At 64.2% G+C, this 24227-nt stretch carries 23 protein-coding genes; 13 read left to right on the top strand and 10 right to left on the bottom strand.

The window, feature by feature from the left end; genetic code table 11:
* Window positions 1–3 precede the first annotated feature (3 nt).
* From NKJ77_RS16080 to NKJ77_RS16095, 4 genes are read left to right on the top strand one after another with little or no spacing between them, the layout of a single operon-like run.
* Entirely contained in the window at window positions 4–846 is an 843-nt protein-coding gene (locus NKJ77_RS16080) for a carbohydrate ABC transporter permease (protein ID WP_023686993.1), read from the top strand.
* Window positions 847–885: 39 nt separating this feature from the next.
* Entirely contained in the window at window positions 886–1707 is an 822-nt protein-coding gene (locus tag NKJ77_RS16085; RefSeq protein ID WP_023692215.1) for a sugar phosphate isomerase/epimerase family protein, read from the top strand.
* A 4-nt stretch (window positions 1708–1711) separates the two neighbouring features.
* The gene (locus NKJ77_RS16090; protein WP_023807540.1) at window positions 1712–2437 is read left to right on the top strand and encodes a ribulose-phosphate 3-epimerase; all 726 of its coding nucleotides are present in this window, start codon (window positions 1712–1714) and stop codon (window positions 2435–2437) included.
* Window positions 2437–3465, top strand: a complete 1029-nt coding sequence (locus tag NKJ77_RS16095) for an ROK family protein (RefSeq protein WP_352535447.1) — start codon at window positions 2437–2439, stop codon at window positions 3463–3465. Before NKJ77_RS16090 ends, NKJ77_RS16095 begins: the two co-directional genes overlap by 1 nt.
* Window positions 3466–3542: 77 nt before the next feature.
* On the opposite strand, the gene frp is transcribed toward NKJ77_RS16095, so the two are convergent.
* From frp to NKJ77_RS16110, 3 genes are all read right to left on the bottom strand, one after another.
* Window positions 3543–3878: a fluorescence recovery protein gene (gene frp / locus NKJ77_RS16100; RefSeq protein ID WP_023704781.1), complete on the bottom strand. Its 336-nt coding sequence runs from the start codon at window positions 3876–3878 to the stop codon at window positions 3543–3545.
* Window positions 3879–3952: 74 nt separating this feature from the next.
* The gene (locus NKJ77_RS16105) at window positions 3953–4228 is read right to left on the bottom strand and encodes a hypothetical protein (RefSeq protein ID WP_023729215.1); all 276 of its coding nucleotides are present in this window, start codon (window positions 4226–4228) and stop codon (window positions 3953–3955) included.
* A gap of 96 nt (window positions 4229–4324) precedes the next feature.
* Window positions 4325–5236, bottom strand: coding sequence for a LysR family transcriptional regulator (locus NKJ77_RS16110; RefSeq protein ID WP_023818559.1), 912 nt, complete (start codon window positions 5234–5236; stop codon window positions 4325–4327).
* A 102-nt stretch (window positions 5237–5338) separates the two neighbouring features.
* Between NKJ77_RS16110 and NKJ77_RS16115 the strand changes: the two genes are divergently transcribed.
* The 3 genes from NKJ77_RS16115 (at window position 5339) to NKJ77_RS16125 (ending at window position 7533) form a co-directional block, all read left to right on the top strand.
* Window positions 5339–5977, top strand: a complete 639-nt coding sequence (locus tag NKJ77_RS16115) for a DsbA family protein (protein WP_352535448.1) — start codon at window positions 5339–5341, stop codon at window positions 5975–5977.
* Between the two features lie 52 nt (window positions 5978–6029).
* Entirely contained in the window at window positions 6030–6638 is a 609-nt protein-coding gene (locus tag NKJ77_RS16120) for an NAD(P)-dependent oxidoreductase (RefSeq protein WP_023667893.1), read from the top strand.
* Between the two features lie 163 nt (window positions 6639–6801).
* On the top strand, window positions 6802–7533 hold the full coding sequence (locus NKJ77_RS16125) for an SDR family oxidoreductase (RefSeq protein WP_023820937.1): 732 nt from the start codon (window positions 6802–6804) through the stop codon (window positions 7531–7533).
* Here NKJ77_RS16125 and NKJ77_RS16130 read toward each other — a convergent pair.
* A complete protein-coding gene (locus NKJ77_RS16130) occupies window positions 7484–8416 on the bottom strand; it encodes a LysR family transcriptional regulator (RefSeq protein ID WP_352535449.1) in 933 nt (310 codons plus the stop codon). The genes NKJ77_RS16125 and NKJ77_RS16130 overlap by 50 nt on opposite strands.
* Before the next feature lie 264 nt (window positions 8417–8680).
* On the opposite strand from NKJ77_RS16130, the gene NKJ77_RS16135 reads away from it, so the two are divergent.
* The 4 genes from NKJ77_RS16135 (at window position 8681) to NKJ77_RS16150 (ending at window position 14109) form a co-directional block, all read left to right on the top strand.
* Window positions 8681–9595, top strand: coding sequence for a dihydrodipicolinate synthase family protein (locus tag NKJ77_RS16135; protein ID WP_352535450.1), 915 nt, complete (start codon window positions 8681–8683; stop codon window positions 9593–9595).
* A 243-nt stretch (window positions 9596–9838) separates the two neighbouring features.
* Entirely contained in the window at window positions 9839–11695 is a 1857-nt protein-coding gene (locus tag NKJ77_RS16140; RefSeq protein WP_352535459.1) for an ABC transporter ATP-binding protein, read from the top strand.
* Window positions 11695–13581, top strand: a complete 1887-nt coding sequence (locus NKJ77_RS16145; RefSeq protein WP_352535451.1) for an ABC transporter ATP-binding protein — start codon at window positions 11695–11697, stop codon at window positions 13579–13581. The genes NKJ77_RS16140 and NKJ77_RS16145 overlap by 1 nt, the downstream gene beginning before the upstream one ends.
* Before the next feature lie 363 nt (window positions 13582–13944).
* Window positions 13945–14109, top strand: a complete 165-nt coding sequence (locus NKJ77_RS16150) for a DUF3309 family protein (RefSeq protein WP_023667887.1) — start codon at window positions 13945–13947, stop codon at window positions 14107–14109.
* Between the two features lie 335 nt (window positions 14110–14444).
* Here NKJ77_RS16150 and NKJ77_RS16155 read toward each other — a convergent pair whose 3' ends face one another.
* Window positions 14445–15626, bottom strand: a complete 1182-nt coding sequence (locus NKJ77_RS16155; RefSeq protein ID WP_023830379.1) for an MFS transporter — start codon at window positions 15624–15626, stop codon at window positions 14445–14447.
* Between the two features lie 102 nt (window positions 15627–15728).
* Complete coding sequence (locus NKJ77_RS16160; RefSeq protein WP_023692229.1) at window positions 15729–15956, bottom strand: DUF1127 domain-containing protein; 228 nt, start codon at window positions 15954–15956, stop codon at window positions 15729–15731.
* 254 nt (window positions 15957–16210) lie between these two features.
* Here NKJ77_RS16160 and NKJ77_RS16165 point away from each other — a divergent pair, with 254 nt between their 5' ends.
* Together NKJ77_RS16165 and NKJ77_RS16170 are read left to right on the top strand one after the other, a co-directional pair.
* Window positions 16211–17728 (top strand): winged helix-turn-helix domain-containing tetratricopeptide repeat protein, encoded by a 1518-nt coding sequence (locus tag NKJ77_RS16165; protein ID WP_031194617.1) that lies wholly within the window; start codon window positions 16211–16213, stop codon window positions 17726–17728.
* Window positions 17729–18262: 534 nt separating this feature from the next.
* Complete coding sequence (locus NKJ77_RS16170; RefSeq protein WP_023830380.1) at window positions 18263–19759, top strand: aldehyde dehydrogenase family protein; 1497 nt, start codon at window positions 18263–18265, stop codon at window positions 19757–19759.
* 25 nt (window positions 19760–19784) lie between these two features.
* Here the strand turns inward: NKJ77_RS16170 and doeB are convergent, their stop codons facing one another.
* The 4 genes from doeB to eutB form a co-directional block, all read right to left on the bottom strand.
* Entirely contained in the window at window positions 19785–20789 is a 1005-nt protein-coding gene (doeB, locus tag NKJ77_RS16175) for a N(2)-acetyl-L-2,4-diaminobutanoate deacetylase DoeB (RefSeq protein ID WP_023830381.1), read from the bottom strand.
* 5 nt (window positions 20790–20794) lie between these two features.
* Window positions 20795–21973 carry an ectoine hydrolase DoeA gene (gene doeA / locus NKJ77_RS16180; RefSeq protein WP_023830382.1) on the bottom strand — a complete coding sequence of 393 codons (1179 nt, stop codon included), beginning with the start codon at window positions 21971–21973 and terminating at the stop codon, window positions 20795–20797.
* A 38-nt stretch (window positions 21974–22011) separates the two neighbouring features.
* A complete protein-coding gene (locus NKJ77_RS16185; protein WP_023830383.1) occupies window positions 22012–23004 on the bottom strand; it encodes a cyclodeaminase in 993 nt (330 codons plus the stop codon).
* Between the two features lie 232 nt (window positions 23005–23236).
* On the bottom strand, window positions 23237–24223 hold the full coding sequence (gene eutB / locus NKJ77_RS16190) for a hydroxyectoine utilization dehydratase EutB (RefSeq protein ID WP_023830384.1): 987 nt from the start codon (window positions 24221–24223) through the stop codon (window positions 23237–23239).
* Window positions 24224–24227 lie beyond the last annotated feature (4 nt).

The following is a 24227-nucleotide window of genomic DNA, read 5'->3' on the forward strand; positions in this document are numbered from 1 at the left end:
CACATGAGGAAAATGCACACGCCCAAAGACAGGCTGATCACCGCCGCGCTCCATGTCGCGCTTGCCGCAGGGCTCTTTTTCGCGGCCTTCCCGATCTACTGGATGCTGAGCAGCTCGTTCAAGTCGAACACCGAAATCTTTGCCCTGCCACCAACCGTCCTGCCGAAGGCCTTCACGCTGGAAGCGTATGCGGCCATCCTGGGCGACCCGGTAAAGCTGCGCTTCTTCTTCAACAGCTACTTCGTGGCCGGAGCGGTGACCGTGCTGACGGTGCTGATCGCCTTGCTGGCGGCCTATGGGTTCAGCCGTTTCAATTTCCGCGGCAAGGGCAGCCTCAACACTCTCATCATCAGCACGCAGACGATCCCGCCGATCACGCTTTTAATCCCCTTCTTCGGGCTTGTCGTCTCGTATGGCATCTTCGACACCTATGTCGCGCTGATCCTGACCTATCTGGTGTTTACGCTGCCCTATGCGATCCTGCTGATGACGGGATATCTGAACACCTTGCCCCGCGACCTCGATGAAGCGGTGGCTGTCGACGGCGGCACCAGTTGGACCGCACTGTGGCGGGTGATCGTGCCGATTTCACTGCCTGGTATCGTGGCGACGTCGGTCTACACCTTCCTGTTGTGCTGGAACGAATTTCTCTTTGCGCTGACACTGACGAAGTCGACGTCCATGCGCACCGTCCCGATCGGCATCCAGTTGTTGATGGGGCAACACGCATTCGAATGGAACCAGATGATGGCGATGAGCGTGCTCGGCTCGCTGCCGCTCCTGGTCATCTACCTGGTTGCCCAGAGGTTCTTCCTCGCCGGCATGACCGCAGGGTCGGTCAAGTAGGATGTCCCTCCAACGGAGGTGGAATCAAGGAATGAAAGGATGACCGTGAAAGACCTGGAAGTCGGTTGCCAGACCTTTACCTGGGAAATGCTCGGCGACCGTTTTGCCGGCGGCCCGGACGATCTGCTCAAGGCGATCGCCGATGGCGGCTATGCCGGCATCGAGATCACCGACACGATGATCGGCCGCTATGCCGCCAAGCCAGCGGAGTTCGCCGCCGCGCTGAAGTCATCCGGGCTGACGCTCGTCTCCTTCGCCTTCGGCTCCAAGAGCGGTTTCACGCTCAGGGATGAGATCGGCGCCGACCTGGAGACCGCCAAACGCTGGATCGACTTCGCCGCCGCCTTTCCCGGCGCGCTGGTGTCGATGGGCTCGGCCACGATCGTTTCCGACGGGCCGCGCGACGACAAGTTTGCCATCGCCGCCGAGGTCTACAACAAAGCCGGCGAGCTCGGGCGCGAGGCCGGCGTCCAGGTCGCGGTGCATCCAAGCTCGCATCACAACACGCTGCTGTTCGACCGCGCCGACTACGACCGCATCTTCGGGCTGCTCGACGCCTCGCTGGTGGGCTGGGTGCCCGACACCGGCCACATCTTGCGCGGTGGCCAGGACATGGCGGATACGCTCACCACTTATCGCGACCGCATCCGCTATGTGCATCTGAAGGATGTCGACGCGAATGGAACCTGGGCGATGCTCGGCAAGGGCGTCTGTGACACGGCGAAGGTGATCGAGATCGCTGGTGCTGCACCCAATTTCAACGGCTGGCTGGTGCTGGAGGAAGAGTCCGAAACGGCCGCCGCCGACCCTGCCGGCGCCGTCAAAACCAACCGCCAGACAATGCGCGGCTACGGAGCCTGAGACGATGACGACGAACAAGCCCCTGTCCGGCCCCGCAGCAATTGCCGCCCTGCCGCGCAACCGGCTTATCGGCGAGTTTTCGCTGTGGTCGGCCGACCTCGCCAATATGGAGCGCGATTTGAAGCGCATCGAGACCCATGCCGATGTCCATCATATCGACGTCGCCGATGCCCGCTTCACCCCTGGCTTCCTGTTCTTCCCGGACCTGGTGGCGCACATCGCCAAGCTCACCGCAAAGCCTATCCATGTCCATTTGATGGTCGAAGCCGAGATCGTCGAGGAACAGACGCGCCAGTTCATCGAGGCCGGCGCCGACCTGATCAGTGTGCACGCCGAAAACGGCGAGACCGGTCTGCGCGCCGTGAGACTGGCGCGTGAACTCGGGGCCGAGGCCGGCGTGGTGCTGCGGCTGGAAACACCGGTCGCGGCCGTCACGCCCTTCCTGCCGGAAGTGGCGTTCGTGACGCTGCTCGGCACTTCCATCGGCGTCAAGGGCCAAAGCCTGTCGGAGCAGGCGTGTCCGCGCCTGATCGAGGCGCGCGTGCTGATGCGCAAAGCCGGCCGCGAGGCCGACATCGTGCTCGCCGCCGATGGCGGCATCCGCCACGAGACCGTGCCCTTACTGCGCGCCGCAGGTGCGGAGACCGTGGTGCTGGGCTCGCTGGCCTTCGGCGATCCCGACCTTGCCCGGCGCATGGCCTGGCTGCACGGGCTGGAGGTCGCCGCCTGATGACCAAGCTTGCGCTGGCCTTCGATCTCGGCGGCACGGCGCTGCGCGGTGCGCTGGTCGAAAGCTATGGCCGCATCGTCGCTCATGCTTCAGCGCCGACGCTTGCCGGTGCGGGATCCGAGGCGGTGATCGGCCAGATCGTCGCTCTGGCAGGCACGCTGCTTAGGGAACACCCGCAGGCAAACGTCGCCGGCATCGGCGTCGGCGCGCCGGGACCGCTCGACCCCAAGGCGGGCATCGTGATCGCGCCGCCGACGCTGGCCGGCTGGCATGATGTGCCGCTGATCGACATTCTGGGGCAGCATTTCGGCCTGCCGGTGCGGCTGGAGAATGACGCCAATGCGGCGGCGCTCGGCGAATGGCGTTTTGGCGCCGGACGTGGCAGCGGATCGCTGGTGTTCGTCACCGTATCGACCGGCATTGGCGGCGGCGTCGTCGCCGATGGCCACATCTATCACGGCAGGCGCGGACTGGCGGCCGAGATCGGCCACATGACCATCACCGGTGAAGGCGACCGCTGCTTTTGCGGCGCCATCGGCTGCTTCGAGGCCGTTGCCTCCGGAACCGCGCTCGGCCGCCGCGCCACGCGACTGACCGCGCCGGGCGACGGCTCGCTCTTACGACGGCTGTCAAATGACGGCGACGTCTCGGCCAGGCATGTCGTAGAGGCTGCCAAGGCCGGCGACGCCAACGCTCTCGACCTGATCGAGGCGGAAGCACAATGGCTGGGCATCGGCTTCACCAACCTGCTTCATCTCTATTCGCCCGATCTGATTGTCATGGGAGGCGGCCTTTCCAACGGGTTCGACCTTCTGGCACCGTCGATCAGAGCGGTCATCCAGCAGCGGGCGATGCCGGCCTATCGCGACGTGCCGATCGTGCAGGCTGAACTCGGCGACCGCGCCGGGCTGATCGGCGCCGCCAGCCTGATCCTGTTGGAAGGCGAACCGGGTGCGCCGCTGGCGATGGCGCAGGACGACAAGGACAGAGGCGGGACCGCCGATGCCACGGAGGCACGCCATGGCTGAACTCGAGCTGCGCGGCGCGCGCGAAGATGGTGAATGGTCCAGTTTGAATGCAGCGCCAAGGTCCCCGAAGAGGACCCCTACCCTTCGCGATTCCAGCTGGCGTATTTTCGGATCGTTTGCCGCTTGTCTTCCGACAAGCCAACAAGGAGATTCTCCTCGAGATAGCCTTGCCGGATGAGATTGGCGAAGACCTGTATTAGCTGTGAATAGCGATAGTCGAACATCTGGTCGATCTTCCGTCGCTGCTGCCGCAGAAAGTCTTCGACATCCCATATTTCGGAAGGCGTTGCCGCAACGTGGGCCCTGCTCTTGAGTTCAGCCAACGTCTTGTCGAGCGCCACCTTCAGCGCTGCGTCATAGGCAGTGCGGGCGACTTTCTTTTCGGACGGAGACCATTTCTCACCAGCGGTCATCGACTGTCTCTATCGTGTTCGCGGCGGCCGTCATCCGGTAACCCTGGGACGCAGGACCCCGCCTTTGGGACAATCTACTTTCCGCAATGGTGATCGTTGACCTTGTTCAGCGCATTCGCGTCCGGCCCGACCCGGTCGTAAGAGCACGGGCCGGCCGCCGTGGTGATCAGCATTTTGTCATAGTAGCGCGGGCCGCCGAACAGGGCGTAGATGAGGTCGCGATGGGCGGGGACGTAGCGTTCGGGTTCTGGCTGACGATGGCGATGCTTGTCTTTGGCGACAGCCGCTGTGGACAGGCTGCAGCCGACAGCGAGAGCGAGCATGCAGGTCGCAAAGATCTTGGTGGTCATCGGCAGTACCCCTTCTGACGGTTCGGAATCGCAGCATATCCAAAAGCGCCTGCCGAACAAAGGTTCCCTCGCCGGCATTGCCGGCCGGTGCCGAGATCAGCCCGCACTGCGCGCGCGCCGCCGTTCGGCTGCAACCAGGAGGTCGACGAAAGCGCGCACCTTGGCCGGCCTGAAGCGCGCCGGCGGGAAGACGGCATGGATGCCACCGGACGGCAAGGTCCAGTCCGCGAACACCCGCACCAGCCGGCCGCGCGCAATGTCGTCGGCGACACTGTAATCCGGAAAGATGCCGAGGCCGATGCCGGCCAGCACGCAGGACAGCACGCCTGGTGTCTTGTCGCAGCTGACGACGGGGTTGAGTTCGGCCAGCACCGTTTCCGTGCCCCTCGAGAACAGCCATTGGCCGACCCCGCGCAACTGGGCGTTGCCGACCCAGGGCAGCGACTTCGCCTGCCTGGGGCTGGCTTCCCCAGGCAGCCTGGCGGCCAGTTCCGGGCTGGCGACGACGAATTGCTGCAGGCTGCCCAGCCGCCGTGCCAGATTGCTGGAATCGGCAAGCCAGCCGACGCGGATGCCGAGATCGATCTGCTCGTCGACCAGGTTGCTGACCGCATCGTCGAAGATCGTCTCGACCCGCATTTTCGGATATTTTCTGAGATAGGCGGCGATGGTCGGCGCCACGACCTTCTCGCCATAGTCGAGCGGCGCCGTCAGCCGCAGCGTCCCCGTCGGCTGCGCCGCGCGCTGCGAAATGTCGCCATAGGCTGCCTCCGCCTCGCGCAGGATGATCGCGGTCCGGTCATAGAACAGACGACCCTCTTCGGTCGCCGTCACGCGCCGGGTCGTGCGCCGCAACAGCGTAGCGCCAAGCTCTTCTTCGAGCTTGCCGACCTGATGGCTGACCACAGCCTTGGCAACATCGAGACGGTCGGCAGCGGCCGTGAACGAGCCGGTCTCCACCACGGTGGCGAAGTAAACGAGCCGGTTGAGATTGAGGAGTTCGGTCACAGGCCGCTCATTGTCTGATTTTATCAGACAGTTTGTATGATTGATCGCTATTTTTCGCAAGCGGTCCAGCTGTCATCTATCGGGCAACAGAATGAGGCCGCCATGACCAATGCAACCCTAACCTATCTTTTCGACCCGCTCTGCGGCTGGTGCTATGGCGCCACGCCGATGCTGGATCGACTGGCCGCCGGCGGGACCGCGCTCCAACTGCTGCCGGTGGGGCTTTTCTCCGGTGCCGGCGCGCGGCCGCTGGATGCAGGTTTTGCCGCCCACGCCTGGGACAATGACCAGCGCATCGCGCGGCTGAGCGGACAGCGCTTCAGCCAGGCCTATCTCGACAATGTGCTCAATGTCAGCGGCACCTTGCTCGATTCTTCCGCTGCCACCATGGGCATCAACGCCGCCGGGCTGCACGACTGGCGCCAGGAACTTGCGGCACTGAAGGCGATCCAGCATGCCCGCTATGTCGACGGTCGCGATATTGTGACGGTTGACGGCGTCGCCTCGGTACTGACCGACGCCGGCATGAGCGACGCGGCAAAGCTCTTGAAGGCGCCGACGCAGCCGTTTCTGGCGAAGCATGACGACCTGGTCAGCCGCGGGCGGATGTTGTTCCAACGGCTGCATGCCAATGGCGTTCCCGCGCTGGCGGTGATCGGCCAAACGGCGCCGCGCCTGATCGGCGCCAACGCGCTGTTCGGCAGCTACGACAATCTCGTCGCTCACATCGAGGCGGCGTAGTCCCAGAAATTCTCCCCAGACGAAATTCTCCCCAGACGAAAGGAAAATCCCCATGAAAATCGCACTTATCGGCGCGTCCGGCCAGGTCGGCTCCCGCCTGCTTAAGGAACTCTCCGATCGCGGGCACAGCATCACCGCCATTGCCCGGCATCCAGACAAGATCGCGGCACTTCCGGGCGTGACTGCCAAGAAGGGCGACGTCTTCGACAAGGATGGCCTTGCCGCCCTGATCAAGGGTCATGACGCGGTGATCTCCTCGGTGCATTTCCTCGACAGCGATCCCGATACGCTCATCGCAGCCGTGCGTGCTTCCGGCGTCAAACGCTACCTCGTCGTCGGCGGCGCCGGCAGCCTTGAGGTTGCGCCCGGCAAGCGCCTGGTCGACACGCCGACCTTCCCTGATATCTACAAGGCCGAGGCACAGAAGGGCGCCGACTTCCTCGACACGCTGCGGACGGTCGACGATCTCGACTGGACCTTGCTGTCGCCTTCGGCGCTGTTCGTCGCCGGCGAGCGGACCGGCAAATACCGCATCGGCAAGGACACGCTGCTGACGTCCGACAAGGGCAGCAGCATTTCCTTCGAGGACTATGCCATCGTCATGGCCGACGAGATCGAAAAGCCGGCGCATATCAAGCAGCGCTTCACGGTCGGCTACTGAGCGCACTTCATTGACAGGCGGGCACTCGACGGAGCGGCCCGCGTCCGTTGCTATCGACGATAGTGCCATCGGAGCCTCCGATGGCACTATCGCTTTCTTCCGTTTCCACTCCTGCCGCCGGTCTGCGACTCTCGCCGGAGCGGTTCAGGACAGGAACGGAAACATGGCAGACATCGCAAAATCGAAAATCGCTATCATTGGCGGCAGCTCCGGAATGGGGCTGGCGTTGGCAAGGCGGTGCCTGGACTCAGACGCCGAAGTCATCATCGTCGGCCGCAGTGAAGCCAGGCTCAAGCGTGCCGGCGAGGCGCTGCAGAACCCTTCCGCTTTGAGCGCCGTCGCGGCCGATATCGCCAGGGAGGATCAGGTCGCTGACCTGTTCAAGCGAATTGGCCGGCTCGACCATATCGTCAGCACCGCCGCCGACATCGAAGGCGCCTATGAGCTATTGCCTTCAGTCGACCTGAAGGCGGCGCAGCGGGTCGTCGAAAGCAAATTTTACGGGCCGCTGCTGCTCGCCAAATATGGCGCGCCGCAGCTTTCGGCTAACGGTTCCATCACCTTCACCTCAGGCATCGCCGCCTATCGACCTGCCGCGCGCGGCTCCGTCGTCGCTGCCGTCAACGCTGCGCTGGAAGGGTTGGTGCGGGCGCTGGCGGTCGAACTGGCGCCGATCCGCGTCAACGCCGTCTCGCCGGGCTGGGTCGACACGCCGATCTGGAGTTTTGTGGCCGGCGACAAGAAGCACGAGACGCTCGATGCAATGGCCAGGCGCCTGCCGGTCGGCCGCGTCGGGCAACCGGACGACATTGCCGATGCTATCGCCTTCCTGATGAGCAACGGTTTTACGACAGGGACGGTTCTGCATGTCGAGGGCGGTCACCGGCTGATCTGAGCGCAGCGAAATTCCTGGCCGCGGCCGCCAGCAGCAGTTTCAGCGCCGGCGGTTGCACCCGCCGGCGGCGCCAGATCATGACCAGCGACGCCGTGCGGGCCGAACCCGGCCATGGCAATTCGACGATCTCGCCGCGATCGAGCGCGTCGGCAACGGCCAGCCGCGGCACCAGGCCCATGCCGACACCAGTCGCCACCAGGCCCGCAATGGCGCCGATGCTGCCGACTTCGGCGGCAAGTTCTGGCGCTGCAATCTCGGCAAAGGCAGTGTCGAACAGATGCCGGTAGACGCATCCGGTTTCCGTCACCACGAAACGCATCGCGGCGAGCGTGGCCAGGTCGCTCTGCCCCGATGCGGGCGCATGTTCGGGTGAGGCGACAAGGACCAGCGGCTCGGCCGATATCGTGCGCCGGGCCAGACGTTCGTCCAGACCGCCTTTGTCGAAACAGAAGGCGACGTCAATCTCGCTCTCTTCGAGCTGCCGCAGCAGGGCATCGCTGCCGGCGATTTTCAGCCGCAGACCGATCTCCGGGTGGTCGCCTCGAAAGGCCGCCAGCCATTGCGGAAGTCTGACGGTCGCAATCGTCTCCAGCGCGCCGACCGTAACCGTTCCGGCGGTCATTCCCGTCGTTGCCTCGACGGCAATACGCGCCTCCTCCGCCAGTTGCAGAATCTCTTCAGCATAGGGTTTCAGCGCGTCGCCGGCCGTCGTCAGGTCGAGGCCGTGGCGCGAGCGGATGAAGAGGACGACACCAAGTTCGCTTTCCAGCGACTGGATCTGGTCGCTGACGCTCGACTGCGCCAGATGAACCTCCCGCGCTGCGCGGGTGATGTTGCGGTGCCGCGCCACGGCGAGGAAGGTCTTGAGCAATCGTGGGTGCATGCCGTTTCCGGATCTGTCTCTGTTCGACATTTCGGGCTTGGCTGGTCCACTTGCAACCCTGGTCCATTTGCAACCCCGGTCCATTTGCAACCCATTGACGCCGGCGTCATCTGGTTGTGGCAGACCGAAGGGCCAGAATTTCGCGGCAATGACCCGCAAGTTTTCCCACGGCCGGCGCGGTGGCCCAAGAGATCGCCTCTGGCAGATCGCATCGTACGTATGCTCTATGCCAAGCTGATTTCCAGCACCGATGGAAGGACCGACATGCCCCGCCCGCAAGGAACCATCGCCCCGATCCTGACGCCGTTCGAGAACGATGGCCGCATTGCCCGTGACCTGTGGATCTCACATGCCAAATGGGTGCTGGGCCAGGGCGCCCATTTGCTGTCGCCGTTCGGCACCACGGGCGAGGCACTGTCGCTCTCGCTCGACGAGCGCATGCAGGCGCTGGAATGGCTGGTTGCATCAGGCATTTCGCCGGGGCGCATGATGCCCGGCACCGGCGTCACCGCACTGCCCGAAACCGTCGAACTGTCGAAGCACGCGGTCGGCCTCGGCTGCGCCGCCGTGATGGTGCTGCCATCGTTCTTCTACGCGGCCGCCGGGGACGATGGCCAGGCGCGCTACTACAGCGAGCTGATCGAAAGGGTGGCCAACCCGGCGCTGAAGGTGATCCTCTACCACATCCCGCAGAACTCCGGCGTGCCGGTAAGCCCTGCCCTGACCGCCCGGTTGAGCGCGGCGTTTCCAGAGACGGTCGTCGCCTACAAGGATAGCGCCGGCGACTGGAACAACACGGCGGCGGTGATTGCCGCCGCACCCGACGTCGCGGTGTTCCCCAGCTCGGAGGCGCAACTGACCAAGGGGCTCGCCAGTGGTGCTGCGGGCTGTATCTCCGCGACCGTCAATCTCAACGCTGCGGCCATCCGCGCCCTCTACGACGCGACGATCGCTGGCCAAGACGTCACGGAAGCGGACGCCGCGATCAGGGCGTTCCGCAAGGTGATCCAGGATGCAGGCCTGATCCCGGCAATGAAGGCCGTGCTGGCGGTGCGCTCCGGCGACAAACGCTGGCTCAACCTGCGCGCGCCGCATGAGAATGCGACGCTGGAAAGCGGCAAGGCGCTGCTCACTGCGCTCGGTCCCGCAGCCGATCACATTGGCCGAGGTCACGCATGATGGCGGTTGGCGCAACCCACATGCTCGCATCTTTTCAATCGGCCTAAAGTGACGAGCCTGCCGCCTCTAACGCCGACACGGGCTTAAGCGGTCGCGGACGATCAGCCCCTTTCAGGCACAGTGCGATGCCGCCATTGGTCCTTGAACGGTCAAAATGGAGGCGTACCATCGCGGCATCTGAAACTGAGTCTTCTTCATTCGTCTGGGCTAATGTCCGGACCCGATTGGATATTTTCCTTGGCAATGGATGCAACCCGCGGCGCGGCGAAGCGCGGCAAATCGTTTGCCCATGTGGCGGAGGCGTCCTGGGGCAAGGGCCTCAGCACGCTGCTGCGCATCGTGCGCATGACGTTGCGCCATCCCTGGCAGGTTGCGGTCACCATCGCCTCGACCTTCATCGCCGCGACGCTGCAGCTGTTCATCCCGCGCCTGCTGGGCCACGCCATCGACCAGGCGCAAGGCGTGATGGCTGGAGGCGGCGGCGCGGCGGCTGAGCAGGCGCTGTGGACGACGGCGATCACCTTGCTCGTCGTCAGCATCCTGCGCGGCCTCTTCACCATGGCGCAGAATTATTATGGCGAGGCCGTTGGCCACCGCACCGGCTATGAGCTGCGCCTGGCCTTCTACGAGAAGATCCAGCGGCTGAGCTTCTCCTTCCATGACCGGGTGCATACCGGCGACCTGATTACGCTTGGCCTGCTCGACCTCGACGGCGTGCGCATGTTCTTTTCCACCGGCATATTGCGCGTGGTGCTGCTCGGCGTGCTGATCGGCGTCGGCTCCTATCTCCTGATCAGCACCGATCTCGAGCTCGGGCTGCTCAGTCTGAGTTTCGTGCCGTTCGTCGCCTGGCGCTCCTCGGTCACACAGCTCAGGCTGCGCAGCACCTGGCTGACGCTGCAGGAGCGGCTGTCAGTGCTGAGCCGGGTGATGGACGAGAACCTCGGCGGAATCCGCGTCGTGCGCGCCTTTGCGGCGCAGCGGCATGAGCTGGAAAAATTCGACCGCGCCAAGAAGTCGGCGCTGGAGCTTGCCGACCAGCGCGTCGACATCCGCGTCTCTAACACCAGCGCCATGAATTTTTCCTTCCTGGCGGCCATGGGCCTGGTGCTGTGGTTCGGTGGCCAGAAGGTGATCGCGGGCCAGATCAGCGTCGGCACGCTGGCGCAGTTCCTCACCTTCATGACCATCCTGCAGATGCCGGTGCGCCAGCTCGGGCTGATGGTCAACTCGTTCGCCCGCGCCTCGACCTGCGGCACAAGGCTGTTCGAACTGCTTGACGCCGAACTTGACATCGAGGATGCGCCTGATGCCAAGGATCTCGTGGTCACCGAAGGCGTGCTGCGCTTCGACAATGTCGGCTTCCGCTACGTGGGCGCCGGCGGCCGGCCGGCGCTGTCGGGCATTTCCTTCGAGGCCAGGTCCGGCGAGACCGTCGGCATTGTCGGCCCGCCGGGCAGCGGCAAGTCGACCATCGCGCATCTGATCCCGCGCTTCTACGACGTGACGTCGGGCGCGATCACGATTGACCGGCAAGATATCCGCGAGGTCACGCTGCAATCGCTGCGCAAGGCGGTCGGCGTCGTGCAGCAGGACGCTTTCCTGTTCACCACCTCGATCGAAAACAACATCGCCTATGGCAATCCGTGGGCGCGCGAGACCCGCATCGGGCAGGCGGCTGAATACGCCCAGCTGCACAATTACATCATCGGGCTTCCGGCCGGCTACACCACGGTCGTGGGCGAGCGCGGGTCATCGCTTTCCGGCGGCCAGCGGCAGCGCCTGACCATCGCCCGCACCCTGATGCTGCGGCCTTCGGTGCTGGTCTTCGACGATTCCACCGCGGCTGTCGACGCCGGCACCGAGCAGCGAATCCGCACCGCGATGAAGCGTTTCGCCAAGGACCGCGTGACGCTGATCATCTCGCACCGGCTGAGCTCGCTGATGCATGCCGACCAGATCCTGTTCGTCGAGAATGGCCGCATCGCCGAGCGCGGCACGCACCAGGAATTGCTGGCGCTCGGCGGACGCTACCGCGCGCTTTACGACCTGCAGCTGCGGCCGGACGACGATTTGCCGGTGGCGGTGGGAGCCGCATGATGTCGACACAGAACGACGACCAGAAGGAAGACACCAGCCGGCGGCCCACCAGGGCCGTTGTCGGTTCGCACCGCGACGAGGAAGAGGTCTTCGGCAAGGTCTACGATCCGCGTATCCTGCGCCGCATCTGGAGCTTCGTGAAACCGTATCAGGGCCGGGTCTTCATCTCGGTTGCCGCCGTGCTGGTGTTCACGCTGACGCAATTGGCGATCCCGCTGGTCATCCGTTACGCCATCGACCACGGCATGGCCGCTGGCAAGGCCGACCGCTCGGTGATGAACTGGGCGATCGGCGCCTTCGCTCTGATCATCCTGATCAACTATGGCGCCAGCTATGTCCAGGAAAGTGTCGTCGGCAAGGTGGCCGAGAATGTGCTGTCGGATTTGCGCCGCGCCATGTTCAGCCATCTGCAGCGTGTGTCGCTGAGCTTCATGGACAAGACCGAAGTGGGACGGTTGATGTCGCGCCTGCAGGGCGATGTCAATTCCATGCAGGAATTCCTCGAGACCTCGGTGATGTCGGTGGGCGACATCGTGCTGATGTTCGGCATCGTCAGCGTGCTTTTGTGGCTCGATTTCCGGCTCGGTCTGCTGACGCTGTCGACCATGCCGGCGTTGTTCATCGTGCGCCTGTTCTGGCTGCCGCGCGCCAAGGTCGCCTTCATGGCCGCGCATGAGACCAACTCGATCGCCAATGGCGCGCTGGCCGAAGGCATCCATGGCGTTCGCACGGTGCAGAGCCTGGAGCGCCAGCACGTCAATTTCGACCTTTATGACGAGAAGGTGCTGGCCAATCTCAGGGCTCACCTGACCTCGGCCAAATATGCGCAGGTGATGGTGCCGATCGTCGACACGCTGACCGGCATTGCGATGGCAACCGTGATCGTCGTCGGCGGCTCGATGGTGCTGTCGCACAGCCTCGACATCGGCGTCATGGTGGCGTTCCTGTTCTATATCCAGCGCTTCTTCGACCCGATCCGCTCGCTCACCATGCAGTACTCGGTCATGCAGCGCGCCATGGCGTCGGGCCAACGCATCTCCGAAGTGCTGGACGTACCGGTCGACGTCAGCGACAGACAGGGCGCGGTGACGCTGACGCGCGACATGGACGGTTCGGTCGAGTTCAGGAACGTCACCTTCGGCTACCGGCAGAACCAGCCGGTGCTGAAAAACATCTCCTTCCGCGTCAATCCGGGCGAGACGGTTGCGCTTGTCGGCCCCACCGGTTCGGGCAAGTCGAGCTGCATGGCGCTGGTGCACCGCTTCTATGATGTCTGGTCGGGCGAGGTGCGGGTCGGCGGCCACGACGTGCGCGACGTGACGCAGGATTCGCTCGGCGACCAGGTGGCGATGGTGTTGCAGGAGCCGTTCCTTTTTTCCGGCACGGTGCTGGAGAACATCCGCTACCACAAGACATCGGCTACCCGCGAGGAGGTGGTGCGCGCCCCGCCGGCCGGCGGCGCGCCCCACTTCATCAAGCATTTGCCCGATGGCTACGACACCGAGCTCGAACAGCGCGGCGGCAATCTGTCCCTCGGCCAGCGCCAGCTGATCAGTTTCGCCCGGGCGCTGGTCGCCGACGCAAAAATCCTGGTGCTCGACGAGGCCACGGCGAGCATCGATTCCTACACCGAGATGCTGATCCAGAAGGCGCTGGTCACGCTGCTGGAAGGCCGCACCGGGCTGGTCATCGCGCATCGGCTGGCGACCATACGCGGCGCCGATCGCATCATCGTTTTACAGAACGGCGAGATCGTCGAAAGCGGCAACCACGAGCAGCTGATGGCGGCCAAGGGCCTCTATGCCAGGCTCTACAACATGAACTACGCATCGTTCGACGATATTGCCGAGGAAGACATAGGCGCGCCGGCCGGCAAGGCGACGTGAGCTGCTGCCGGTTCAGCTCGACTGGGAATGGTGCGGGGCCAAAACTCGTCGTCGACCAATTCGGCTTCAGATGACGACACGTTTCAGCTCGCCTTCCAGCGTAAGCCCGGCGTCACGCCTGCCGCGCGTTCAGGTGGAGGAGCGGCCGGCCGCCTAAAGGGCAATCCCGCGTAAATTCTGAATTCTACGCGCCGCCTGGCGCGCGATGCACGCGCAGCTTGCGCCTGAACCTCAGCAAACGCCGTCATGATGGCTTTCGTTCCTTAGCCGTCGGATGAAAATCGCCGGGGAACAGGAAGGCTTGCTGGGAGTTTAGTTCTTCGAGCCGCGCCGTGAACGGCGCGGCAGCGAAGGAGACGGCATATGGGCCTGGGTACCATTCTTATTATCATCCTGATCATCGCGTTGCTCGGCGGCTTCAGCGGCCTCGGCGGCGGCCCGTTCTACGGCACTGGTTACTATGGCGGCGGTGGCCTCGGGCTGGTGCTGATCATCGTGATCATTCTGGTTGTTCTCGGGCGAATATAGCGTCGCCATTGGCGGCCGCCGAGTTTCTACGGCGGCCGCGTTTTCGCCTGACATTGAGGTTTGAAGACATGGCAGCTGAAGACATTGCTGGTCCGGAAACACTGGGCCGGCGTCGGCGCGAGCGAACGCGACGAGCTGGGATATCCTAATGGTGGCACTATCCGAAGGCGCCGGGCGTAATGCTGCAGACCCCGACACCCGCCTGGCGGCCGTGGCGTTCATCGAGGCGGATCGGACGCTTCGAGAAACCCAGGACGGCGACGAGGCGGGTTCGGCCTTTCTCGCTCTGTCGACAAGGGCAGCACCGGCCCGAAGGCAGCAATGGCAGGCACGCCTCACGCCTGAACGCGGTCAACCCGCCGTAGTTCCGCCAGCAGAAACACCACCAGCACGCAGCACAGCAGGCCAAGCGACGATGGCAGTCCCTGATGTCCGGTCAGTTGCATCGCCAGCCCGGCCACCGGGGAGCCGACGATGCCGCCTACGCCCCATACGAACGCAAAGGCGGCATTGCCGGCGATCAAGGCTTGACCGGTGAAACGCTCGCCGAGCTGGATCAGTGACAGCGTGTAGATCCCGAACGAGACACCGCCCCAGACGAAGAAGAGCGGCCAGATAAGCCATGTAGCGAAGAGCAATGGCAACAGCAGGCAACCGGCCAGGCAAGCCATGACACAGAACAGCATCATCGGCTTCGAGCCAAACCGTTCGGCGGCGCGCCCAAGCACGACCTGCAGCACGGCATTGCCGGCGATAAAACAGGTGATGAGCGAAGCGATGCGCTGCTCAGTGCTGCCGAGCGCGGCACCATAGACCGCGAACAGCGAAAGCAGGACTTGCTCGAAGGCGGCAGCCGTGAAGACTGCGAACAAGAGCAGCGGCGCCAGCGCGAAGAAGCCGCCGACCGACACCGCTTCGCCCTCACGCGGCATGTCGGGCAGGCGTGGCGCGACGGCAAGCACGATCAGGCCGCAGACCAGGAAAGCCGTGCTGCCGACGATGAAGGGTGGCCATCCTTGCGTGCCGACCAAGCCTAGCGACAGCGGGCCGAGGCCGAAGCCGGCCGAAACGATCGACGAATAAAGGCCCATGATGCGGCCTCGGCGTGCGGCGGGTGTGATCGAGACCAGCCAGGTTTCACTGATCACGTAAAGCGGATTGGCAAAGAAGCCGAGCAGGAAGCGCAACGGCATCCAGGCCCATACATCCTGCGTCCAGGCAATCGCGATCAGGACGGTTGCTGCCAGGATCGAACACACAACCGCAAAGCGCGCCGCGCCCACCCGCCGGACCAGCGCCGGCGTGAAGAGCGACGATATAATGAAACCCAGAGGCGTCATCGCGGCCGAGAGGCCGATAAGGCCCGGTGTCGTCCCTTGCCGTTCCAGGATGAAGCTGAGCAGCGGATACGTCAGCCCCTGTGCTATGGCGAACACCGTAACTGTCGCGATGATGCCGGCCATCGCGGCCCATGCGATGTGGTTCTCCGGCGGTGACGTCGCGTCTTCGGCGCTCATGCCGACTTCGAAGCAGGATCGGCACGTTCCGGCAAGTGCAAATGCCGGCAAAACGCCGCGGTACGCCCAAACAGGCGGGCGGGTCTTATCCGCGACATCAGCTCACACTTGCCAGAAGCGTTTGACGATTTCGGCCTCGACCTGGCGTCTGGTCAGACCGATATCGTCGATCAGGTGCGGATTGGCCTCCGCCATCTGCTTGAGGTCCCAGCGAAAGCGTATCCGCTCGCGCCAGGCCGCGATCATGCCCCGCGGGCCTGTCGGACGCCGGCCCGATGACACCGCCTTTTCCGGCAAGGCTGCACGAGCAGAAGCAAGGGTATCGTTCATGGCAACCTCCATTCGGTTTGAGGGGCGACAGCCCTCTGCTTGAAAGAGGTTGAATTCTGCCGCATGCGGACGGCGCCGTAATTAAGCCCGGCCAAATAGTTCTCAAAAGTTCCAAACCGGCTAGAGCACCTCGCCGTTTCATGGAAACGCGAGGTGCTCAACTCTTTGTTTTGACGCCATACGTCCGTGAAGCGCTCCGCCGCGCTTTCCCGTGGGAAAACCGCCTTCACACCTTTCCTGGAATTGCTCTATAGATGCGCGTTATGCAGGGATCGCGCTTTGCCTTTGGTCCGTTCGTGCTTGATCCGGGTGCGGGAACGCTCCTTCGGGACCAAGTTCCCGTCGCCGCCGGCCACCGCGGACTGCAGCTGCTGGCGGCGCTCGTCGCCCGGCCCGGCGAGATCGTGGCCAAGGCCGAGTTGATGGATGCGGCATGGCCAGGCACCGCCGTTGAGGAAGGCAACCTCACCGTCCAGATTGCGCAATTGCGCAAGCTGCTGGGTCCGGCCACGAACGGCGGAGAATGGATATCGACCGTTCCGCGCGTCGGCTATCGCTTCGCCGGCGCCATCGAACAGCTCGGCGACGAGAAGCGACAGGCTTTGCCGCTGCCCGCCAAACCGTCGATAGCCGTGCTGCCCTTTGCCAATTTCAGCAACGACCCCGAGCAGGAAGCCTTCGCCGACGGGTTGACCGAAGACCTGATCACCGACCTGTCGAGGATCGGCGGCCTGTTCGTCATCGCGCGCAACTCGACCTTTGCCTACAAGGGCAAGGCGGTGGATGTGCGCGAGGTCGCCAGAGAACTTGGCGTGCGCTATCTCTTGGAGGGCAGCGCCAGACGCGCCGCCGGGCGCGTGCGCATCAACGCCCAGCTGGTCGACGCGCTGAGCGGCGAGCATTTATGGGCAGACCGCTTCGATCGCGGCCTGGAAGATATCTTTGCCGTTCAGGACGAGGTGACGGCCAAGATCGTCGAGGCGCTGCTTGGCCGGCTGCGCGCGCCGCTGCCGCGCAATCGGCCCCGAAATCTCGAGGCCTACGATCTGTGCGTGCGGGCCCGCAACCTGATCGACGTCTCGCCGGAGACGGCGCGCGAAGCGCATCTGTTGCTGACGCGCGCGCTTGCGCTCGATCCGGACTATGCCGAAGCCTATCGCTGGCTTGCCATGAACCACTGGATGGGATGGGTGCATTGGGGAGAGCCCATTGAGCCCGCCCGAGGCCTTGCCCTGGAGCTGGCGCGCAAGGCTGTGGCGATCGATCCCAACGATGCCGGCTGCCACTGGGTGCTTGCCAACCTGCTTGCCTATGAGCGCAGATTCGACGAGGCGGATGTGGGATTTGCCAAGGCGTTCGAACTCGACCCGAACGAGGCCGATGCCTGGGCGACATTGTCCGACATCGCGGTCCTGGCCGGGCGCGTCGAGGACGGCCTCGACTATATCAGCAAGGCGTTCCGGCTGAACCCGTTTCCGGCAAGCTGGTACTACCTGACGCTCGGCCAGGCGCAATATGCGGCGCGCGACTATGAAGCCGCGGTCGAGACGACGCGCCGGGACGAGACGTATCGGACAAGCTCGCGCCGTTTCCTTGCGGCAAGCCTTGCGCAACTCGGCCGGATCGATGAGGCGCGCGCCGAGGTCGACCTGTTCCTTGTCGCGAACCCACATTTCACCACCCGCCACTGGGTCGAGACGGAGCCGTTCCGCGACACGGCCACGCTCGACCATTTCGTCGATGGCTTCCGAAAGGCCGGCCTTCCGGAGTGACGGACCGGCGTGCTCGATCGATGCCAGGCACCGTCGGTTGCGGCTCAATCTGTCAATGTTTGCAAGTCGCGAGGCCGCTCGACCGATCTTGCTTCCGCGTGCAGTCATCCAACAGCGATTGCAGCGAAGCGGCGCGCGAAACCTCTGTCACGGTGAAGCCGGCTGGAACGGCCACGATCGATCCGGCCACGGGTGAGCGCTGGGTGGCGGCTGGCGACTGCCTGATTGCGCTCTCGTCTGCAATGCCGGCATCGCGGTCGCCGTGGGCAATGATCGGCTTGCCTCGTTGAGCTTTCAGCGACGCGCTCCGACAACTCGCGACGATTTTTCTAGATGCCGGATGATTTTTCTAGATGCCGTTTGTCGAAGCATGATCTTTTCCGAAAACCGTTTCCCACTTTCTGGATCACCCTCTAGCGGCTTGCGTGATCGGAAGTCACCCGCACAACCTGGTTATCTGAGCGCCCTTTAGCTTTCCTTGTTTGAGGTCGGCGGCGGGAGTAATAGTCGCCAAGGAATTGCGAGGAGGAAGAGATGACGCTGAACTTCGACCCGAAGGCGAAGGCCACGGCGTTGTACCATGGCGAATTCCGACCGATGTTCATTGGCGGCAAGTGGGTCGCGGCGCAGTCCGGCCAGGGCATGCAGGCACTCAATCCGGCAACAGGCGAGGTGCTGGCGACAGTGCCGCGCGGCGGGGCTGCCGATATCGACTCGGCGGTGGCCGCCGCGCGCGCGGCCTTCGAAGGCCCATGGTCCAAATTCTCGCCCTACGAGCGGCAGTGCGTGCTGCTCAGGATCGCCGATCTCTTCGAGACGCATTGGGAAGAGCTCAGCGTTTCCGACACGCTCGACATGGGGCTGCCGATCACGCGCACGCTCGCCAACCGGCGCCGCGTCATCGGCATGCTGCGCTTCTATGCTGGCATGGCGACGGCGCTGCATGGCGAGGCGATCGACAATTCGATTCCCGGCGAGATCGTCACCTTCACCCGGCGCGAGCCGGTGGGCGTCGTTGGTGCGATCATTCCCTGGAATGCGCCGACCGCCGCCTCGATCTGGAAGATCGCGCCGGCGCTGGCGACAGGCTGCACCATCGTGCTGAAACCGTCCGAGGATGCGTCGCTGACGCCGCTGCTGATCGCGCAACTGATGCAGGAAGCCGGCGTGCCCGACGGCGTCGTCAACGTCGTCACCGGCACCGGGGCCGAAGCCGGTGCGCGGCTCGCCGAACATCCAGACGTCAACAAGATCGTTTTCACCGGATCGACGCTGACCGGCCAGGCCATCGCGCGGGCAGCCGTGGCCAACCTCAAACGCGTTTCACTGGAGCTCGGCGGCAAGTCGCCGATCATCGTCTGCCGCGACGCCGACATCGACAAGGCTGTTCCGATCGCGGCGATGGCGGTGTTCGTGCATTCGGGCCAGATCTGCATTGCCGGCTCGCGGCTGTTCGTGGCGCGCGAAATCCATGACGAGTTCGTCCGCCGGCTCGCCGATTTCGCCGGCAGACTGCGGATCGGCCATGGCATCGAGGCCGAGACGGAAATCGGACCGCTCATCAATGCCAGGCAGGCAGCCAAGGTGGAGGGCTATATCAGGGCCGGCAGCGACGAAGGCGCCGAACTGGTCGCCGGTGGCTCGCGGCTGACCGGCGAGCTCTACGATGGCGGCAACTTCATTGCGCCGACGGTCTTCGGCGCCGTGTCGGACCAGATGACCATCGCGCGCGAGGAGATTTTCGGCCCGGTGATTTCGGCGATGCCCTTCGACACGCTCGACGAAGCGGTGGCGCGCGCCAATGCGACGCCCTATGGCCTGGCCGCCGGCATCTTCACCACGCATCTGGGCACCGCCCACAAGCTTGCGCGCCGCGTCAAGACCGGCTCTGTCTGGGTCAACATGTACCATGCCATCGACCCGGCGGTGCCGTTCGGCGGCATGAAGATGTCCGGCTATGGCCGCGAGGGCGGCATCGAGCATCTGCACGAGTATCTGGAGACCAAGTCGGTCTGGATCCAGACCGACTGATATTCGCGCGGCGTTCTCTGCGAAATCACGATGAAACCAAAACGGCCAGGACGGCCGCGCAGTCACCGGCTTTGACCAGGCCGGGGAAATGCCGCGCAGCCAGCATGCCGGACATTTTTGCCTTGATCTCCTGCGGGGCGATGCCAGTGCGGCCGGTGGAATGGATGCGCGCCAGCACCGAGCCTTCTTTCACAGGCTCGCCGAGATCGACCATGGTCTCGATCATGCCGTCGTCCTCGGCGAAGGAGAAACAATCGCCTGACGGCATGTCGAGCCACTGAGTTCTGCCCTTCTCGACCGCACCATCAACAATGCCGGCATGGCGCAGCACATTGCTGATGCCGCGCCGCGCGATCCGCACGGTCTGGGCACGCGAGGTGCCGCCCCCGCCAAGCTCGGTGCTGACGAAGACCTTGCCCATTTCCTCGGCCGCCGTGTCATACATGCCGACGGAGTCAATCTCGATCATGCGCATCGAGAATGGAGCCGCGAATGCGGCGACCGCGTCGAAGGCTTTCTGCTCCAGCGCCTTGTCGGGCACCGTGTGGGCGGCACAGAAGGGCACGAAATCCAGCGTCCTGCCGCCGGAGTGGAAATCGAAGACGAGGTCGGCCCGCGGCAGCAGTTCGCGTTGAAAGTAGTCGGCGATCTTCTCGGTCACCGTGCCGTCGGGACGGCCGGGAAAGCTGCGGTTCATGTTGCCCTTGTCGATCGGCGACGTCCGGGTGCCGGCGCGGAAGGCCGGATAGTTCATCGCCGGCACGATGATCACCGTGCCGCTGACCTGTTTGGGATCGAGCGTGCGGGCGAGATCGTAGAGCGCCAGCGGCCCCTCATACTCATCGCCATGGTTGCCACCGGTGAGCAGCGCGGCCGGCCCCTTGCCGTTGCGGATGACGCAGATCGGGATCGTCACCGAACCCCAGGCCGAGTCGTCGCGGCTGTAGGGCAGGCGCAGGAAACCATGTTGCACGCCGTCCTTGTCGAAATCGACGGTCGGGGCGATCGGGGAAGGGCGGAGGCTAGGCATCGGGCTCAATTCTTCAGCACCAGTTTGCGCGGTACATTGGCGAGGCACTCTACACCGGTTTCGGTGATCAGGATGGATTCGGTGATTTCCAGTCCCATGGTCTCCAGCCAGAGACCGGTCATGAAATGGAAGGTCATGCCAGGCTTGAGTTCGGTGCGGTCGCCGGGGCGCAGGCTCATGGTGCGTTCGCCCCAATCCGGCGGATAGGAGAGACCGATGGAATAGCCGGTGCGGTTGTCCTTGACGATGCCATATTTCTTCAACACGGCGAAAAAGGCGTTGGCGATGTCCTCACAGGCATTGCCGGGCTTTGCCGCCGCCAGCCCCGCCTCCATGCCTTCCAGTGTCGCCTTCTCGGCATCGAGGAATTCCTGTGTCGGCTTGCCGAGAAAGACGGTGCGCGACAGCGGGCAATGGTAGCGGTTGTAGCAGCCGGCGATCTCGAAGAAGGTGCCCTCGCCCGACTTCATCGGCTGGTCGTTCCAGGTGAGATGCGGCGCCGAGGCGTCGGCGCCCGACGGCAGCAGCGGCACGATCGCCGGATAGTCGCCGCCGACGCCATCGACACCGCGCGTGCCGGCATCGTAGATCTCGGCGACCAGATCGCATTTGCGCATGCCTACTTCGATCTTGTCGACGATGCGCTGGTGCATGGCTTCGACGATCCGAGCCGCCTTGCGCATATAGTCGATCTCGGTTGAACTCTTCACGGCGCGCTGCCAGTTGACCAGCGCTGTCGCGTCGACGAAGCGGGCGTTGGGCAGGTGCTTCTGCAACGCGGCGAAGGCGGCAGCCGAGAACCAGTAATTGTCCATCTCGACGCCGATGGTCAGCTTGCCCCAGCCGCGATCACTAAGCACGCTGGCCAAAAAATCCATCGGGTGGCGCTCGGTCGACTGCACGTAGTGGTCGGCATAGCCGACGATGTTGTCATGCGCGAGGTAGGCGGTGCGCTTGGCGCCATTGGCATCCTGGCCGCGGCCGTACCAGACCGGCTCGCCCGATGGGGGCACAATCACTGCTTGGTGCACATAGAACGACCAGCCATCGTAGCCGGTCAGCCAGGCCATGTTGGAGGGGTCGCTGGTGACAAGCAGATCGACGCCTTTCCCCTCCATGGCTTTCCGCGTCTTGGCGAGGCGATCCGCAAATTCGGCGCGCGAGAATTTCAGGTTCGGTTGCATTGTTCTTGGTCCTCGTTTGTTGGGCCTTGCGGCCAGCATCAGCTTTCAAAAATGGTTCCGGCATTGGCCGCCCGCGCCCGGTCGCGAGCGAGCGTGGCGATCGCCGTATCCTGCACGCCGGTGCCGGTGAGGTCGGCGATGGTGATATCGCTGGGTGAGCGCCTTCCGTGCCGTTCGCCGGCGATGATCTGGCCGAGTTCGGTGACCTCGGCATCGGCTCCCATCACGCCCGATGCGATGGCGTGATGCAGTTCTCCCAGACGCCGTGTCTGCTTGGCGCTGTCGGCGACATAGAGATCGGCCATGCGCAGGATCGCCGGCGCGATCTCGTTCTTGTGCTCGGCGTCGGAGCCCATGGCGGTGATGTGCTGGCCGGCAACGACAAAGCCGGCCTTGATCAGCGGCTCGGTCGACGGCGTGGTGGTGACGATGATGTCGGCGCCGATGGTTGCTTTGGCTGCATCCGGCTCGGCGCGCACGAGAATAGCTAGTTTTTCGCGCAGCGCGCCTGCGGCCGTCTCCGCCTTGACCGCATCGCGCGCCCAGATACGTGCCTCGGCGATCGGCCGCACCAACATGAGCGCTTCGAGTTGCAGCCCGGCTTGCACGCCGGCGCCGAAGATTGCGGCGACGGACGAATCGGGCCGCGACAGATGTTTCGCCGCGACGGCGCCGGCAGCAGCGGTGCGGACATCTGTGAGATAGCCATTGTCGAGCAGCAGCGCCTCGACCACACCGGTTCTTGCCGAGAGCAACACCATCATGCCGCCCCCGCTGGGCAGACCGAGCTTCGGATTGTCGAAGAAGCCCGAGCTTATCTTGACGGCGAAACCGTCTATTCCTGGCACATAGGCGGACTTCACATCCACCTCGCCGCGCTGCTCGTGAATGTCCAACCGCAGAATCAGCGGCATCGCCACCGGCAATGTGGCGAGCGCGCGGAAAGCGTTTTCGACGCAGGCGACCGCGTCGAGATCGAGCGTCACAATTGTGCGCAGTTCCTTCTCGGTGAGGATCGTCATCCGGCTCATGCGACGCGCTCCGCGAAGGCGCGCACTGCGAAGGATAGTGTTCCGTCACACCCCCCTCTGGCCTGCCGGCCATCTCCCCCGCAAGGGGGGAGATTGGACTGCACTCCTGCCTTCGCCAATCTCCAGCGCAGCAAGAACAGCGACCGCATCGAAGCTGCCGATCTCCCCCCTTGCGGGGGAGATGTCCGGCAGGACAGAGGGGGGTGGGCGGGAATTCGGCGTGGGAGAGTTTTCATGCCGCGCGCTCCGCGATTGCGTCACCGCAGACGATCTTGCGATGCGTGTTCATGTCGATATTGCGGCCCGAGAGAAGAACGACCACCGGCCCGGTCGCCCTGACCTTGCCGGCGAGTAGCGCAGCGATGCCGACCGCACCGGCGCCTTCGACGATCTCGCGCTCTTGTTCATAGGCATGTCGGATGCCGCCGGCGATCTCGTCCTCGGTGAGCAGGATGACGTCGTCGAGCAGATCGCGGCACATGGCGAAGGTCAGCCGGTTGTCGAGACCGATGCCGCCGCCGAGCGAATCCGCCAGTGTCGGCAGTTCTTCAACCTCGACCGGCCGGCCGGCGTCGAGGCTGGCCTTCATCGCAGCGCCACGTTCCATCGAAACGCCGATCACTTTTGTCCTGTGGCTAGTGCCTTTGATAGCTGCGGCGATGCCCGAGGCCAAGCCGCCACCGGAAAGCTGGACGAGGACGAGAGCGGCATCCGGGACCTGCTCGATCATCTCCAATCCAAGCGTGCCCTGCCCAGCGATGATGGCCGGGTGGTCGAAGGGCGGCAGCATCACCAGTCCCTCCTGCGCCACCAGCCGTTCGACCTCCTGCTGCGCCTCGTCCTGACTGTTGCCGATGATGCGGACATCCGCGCCAAGCCGACGGATTTCGTCGAGCTTGTTGCCCGGCACCAGTCGCGACATGCAGATCACCGCACGCACGCCTTCGAGCTTCGCGGCATGGGCCAGCGCACGGCCATGATTGCCGGTCGACGCCGCGACCACGCCGCGCGCCTTCTCCTCGGCGCTCAGCGAAGCAACGGCATTCGAGGCGCCGCGCAGCTTGAAGCTGCCGGTGGTCTGGCGGTGTTCAAGCTTGAGGTGGACGGGGATGCCCAGTCGTTCGGAAAGGCTGTGAGATAACCCTGTCGGCGTGCGTTCGATTTTGCCGGCAATTCGCTCCCGGGCGGCACGAATATCGTTAAGGGTGACTGTCGTCATGATC

This window comes from Mesorhizobium sp. M0052, assembly GCF_040323255.1.
In the GTDB taxonomy this organism is placed as follows: domain Bacteria; phylum Pseudomonadota; class Alphaproteobacteria; order Rhizobiales; family Rhizobiaceae; genus Mesorhizobium.

What these genes read in the sequence shown, in the direction of transcription:
- NKJ77_RS16080 (WP_023686993.1), top strand. Translation starts at nt 4, where the DNA reads ATGAGGAAAATGCACACGCCCAAAGACAGGCTGATCACCGCCGCGCTC.
- NKJ77_RS16085 (WP_023692215.1), top strand. Translation starts at nt 886, where the DNA reads ATGACCGTGAAAGACCTGGAAGTCGGTTGCCAGACCTTTACCTGGGAA.
- NKJ77_RS16090 (WP_023807540.1), top strand. Translation starts at nt 1,712, where the DNA reads ATGACGACGAACAAGCCCCTGTCCGGCCCCGCAGCAATTGCCGCCCTG.
- NKJ77_RS16095 (WP_352535447.1), top strand. Translation starts at nt 2,437, where the DNA reads ATGACCAAGCTTGCGCTGGCCTTCGATCTCGGCGGCACGGCGCTGCGC.
- frp (WP_023704781.1), bottom strand. Translation starts at nt 3,878, where the DNA reads ATGACCGCTGGTGAGAAATGGTCTCCGTCCGAAAAGAAAGTCGCCCGC.
- NKJ77_RS16105 (WP_023729215.1), bottom strand. Translation starts at nt 4,228, where the DNA reads ATGACCACCAAGATCTTTGCGACCTGCATGCTCGCTCTCGCTGTCGGC.
- NKJ77_RS16115 (WP_352535448.1), top strand. Translation starts at nt 5,339, where the DNA reads ATGACCAATGCAACCCTAACCTATCTTTTCGACCCGCTCTGCGGCTGG.
- NKJ77_RS16120 (WP_023667893.1), top strand. Translation starts at nt 6,030, where the DNA reads ATGAAAATCGCACTTATCGGCGCGTCCGGCCAGGTCGGCTCCCGCCTG.
- NKJ77_RS16125 (WP_023820937.1), top strand. Translation starts at nt 6,802, where the DNA reads ATGGCAGACATCGCAAAATCGAAAATCGCTATCATTGGCGGCAGCTCC.
- NKJ77_RS16130 (WP_352535449.1), bottom strand. Translation starts at nt 8,416, where the DNA reads ATGCACCCACGATTGCTCAAGACCTTCCTCGCCGTGGCGCGGCACCGC.
- NKJ77_RS16135 (WP_352535450.1), top strand. Translation starts at nt 8,681, where the DNA reads ATGCCCCGCCCGCAAGGAACCATCGCCCCGATCCTGACGCCGTTCGAG.
- NKJ77_RS16140 (WP_352535459.1), top strand. Translation starts at nt 9,839, where the DNA reads ATGGATGCAACCCGCGGCGCGGCGAAGCGCGGCAAATCGTTTGCCCAT.
- NKJ77_RS16145 (WP_352535451.1), top strand. Translation starts at nt 11,695, where the DNA reads ATGTCGACACAGAACGACGACCAGAAGGAAGACACCAGCCGGCGGCCC.
- NKJ77_RS16150 (WP_023667887.1), top strand. Translation starts at nt 13,945, where the DNA reads ATGGGCCTGGGTACCATTCTTATTATCATCCTGATCATCGCGTTGCTC.
- NKJ77_RS16155 (WP_023830379.1), bottom strand. Translation starts at nt 15,626, where the DNA reads ATGAGCGCCGAAGACGCGACGTCACCGCCGGAGAACCACATCGCATGG.
- NKJ77_RS16160 (WP_023692229.1), bottom strand. Translation starts at nt 15,956, where the DNA reads ATGAACGATACCCTTGCTTCTGCTCGTGCAGCCTTGCCGGAAAAGGCG.
- NKJ77_RS16165 (WP_031194617.1), top strand. Translation starts at nt 16,211, where the DNA reads ATGCGCGTTATGCAGGGATCGCGCTTTGCCTTTGGTCCGTTCGTGCTT.
- NKJ77_RS16170 (WP_023830380.1), top strand. Translation starts at nt 18,263, where the DNA reads ATGACGCTGAACTTCGACCCGAAGGCGAAGGCCACGGCGTTGTACCAT.
- doeB (WP_023830381.1), bottom strand. Translation starts at nt 20,789, where the DNA reads ATGCCTAGCCTCCGCCCTTCCCCGATCGCCCCGACCGTCGATTTCGAC.
- doeA (WP_023830382.1), bottom strand. Translation starts at nt 21,973, where the DNA reads ATGCAACCGAACCTGAAATTCTCGCGCGCCGAATTTGCGGATCGCCTC.
- NKJ77_RS16185 (WP_023830383.1), bottom strand. Translation starts at nt 23,004, where the DNA reads ATGAGCCGGATGACGATCCTCACCGAGAAGGAACTGCGCACAATTGTG.
- eutB (WP_023830384.1), bottom strand. Translation starts at nt 24,223, where the DNA reads ATGACGACAGTCACCCTTAACGATATTCGTGCCGCCCGGGAGCGAATT.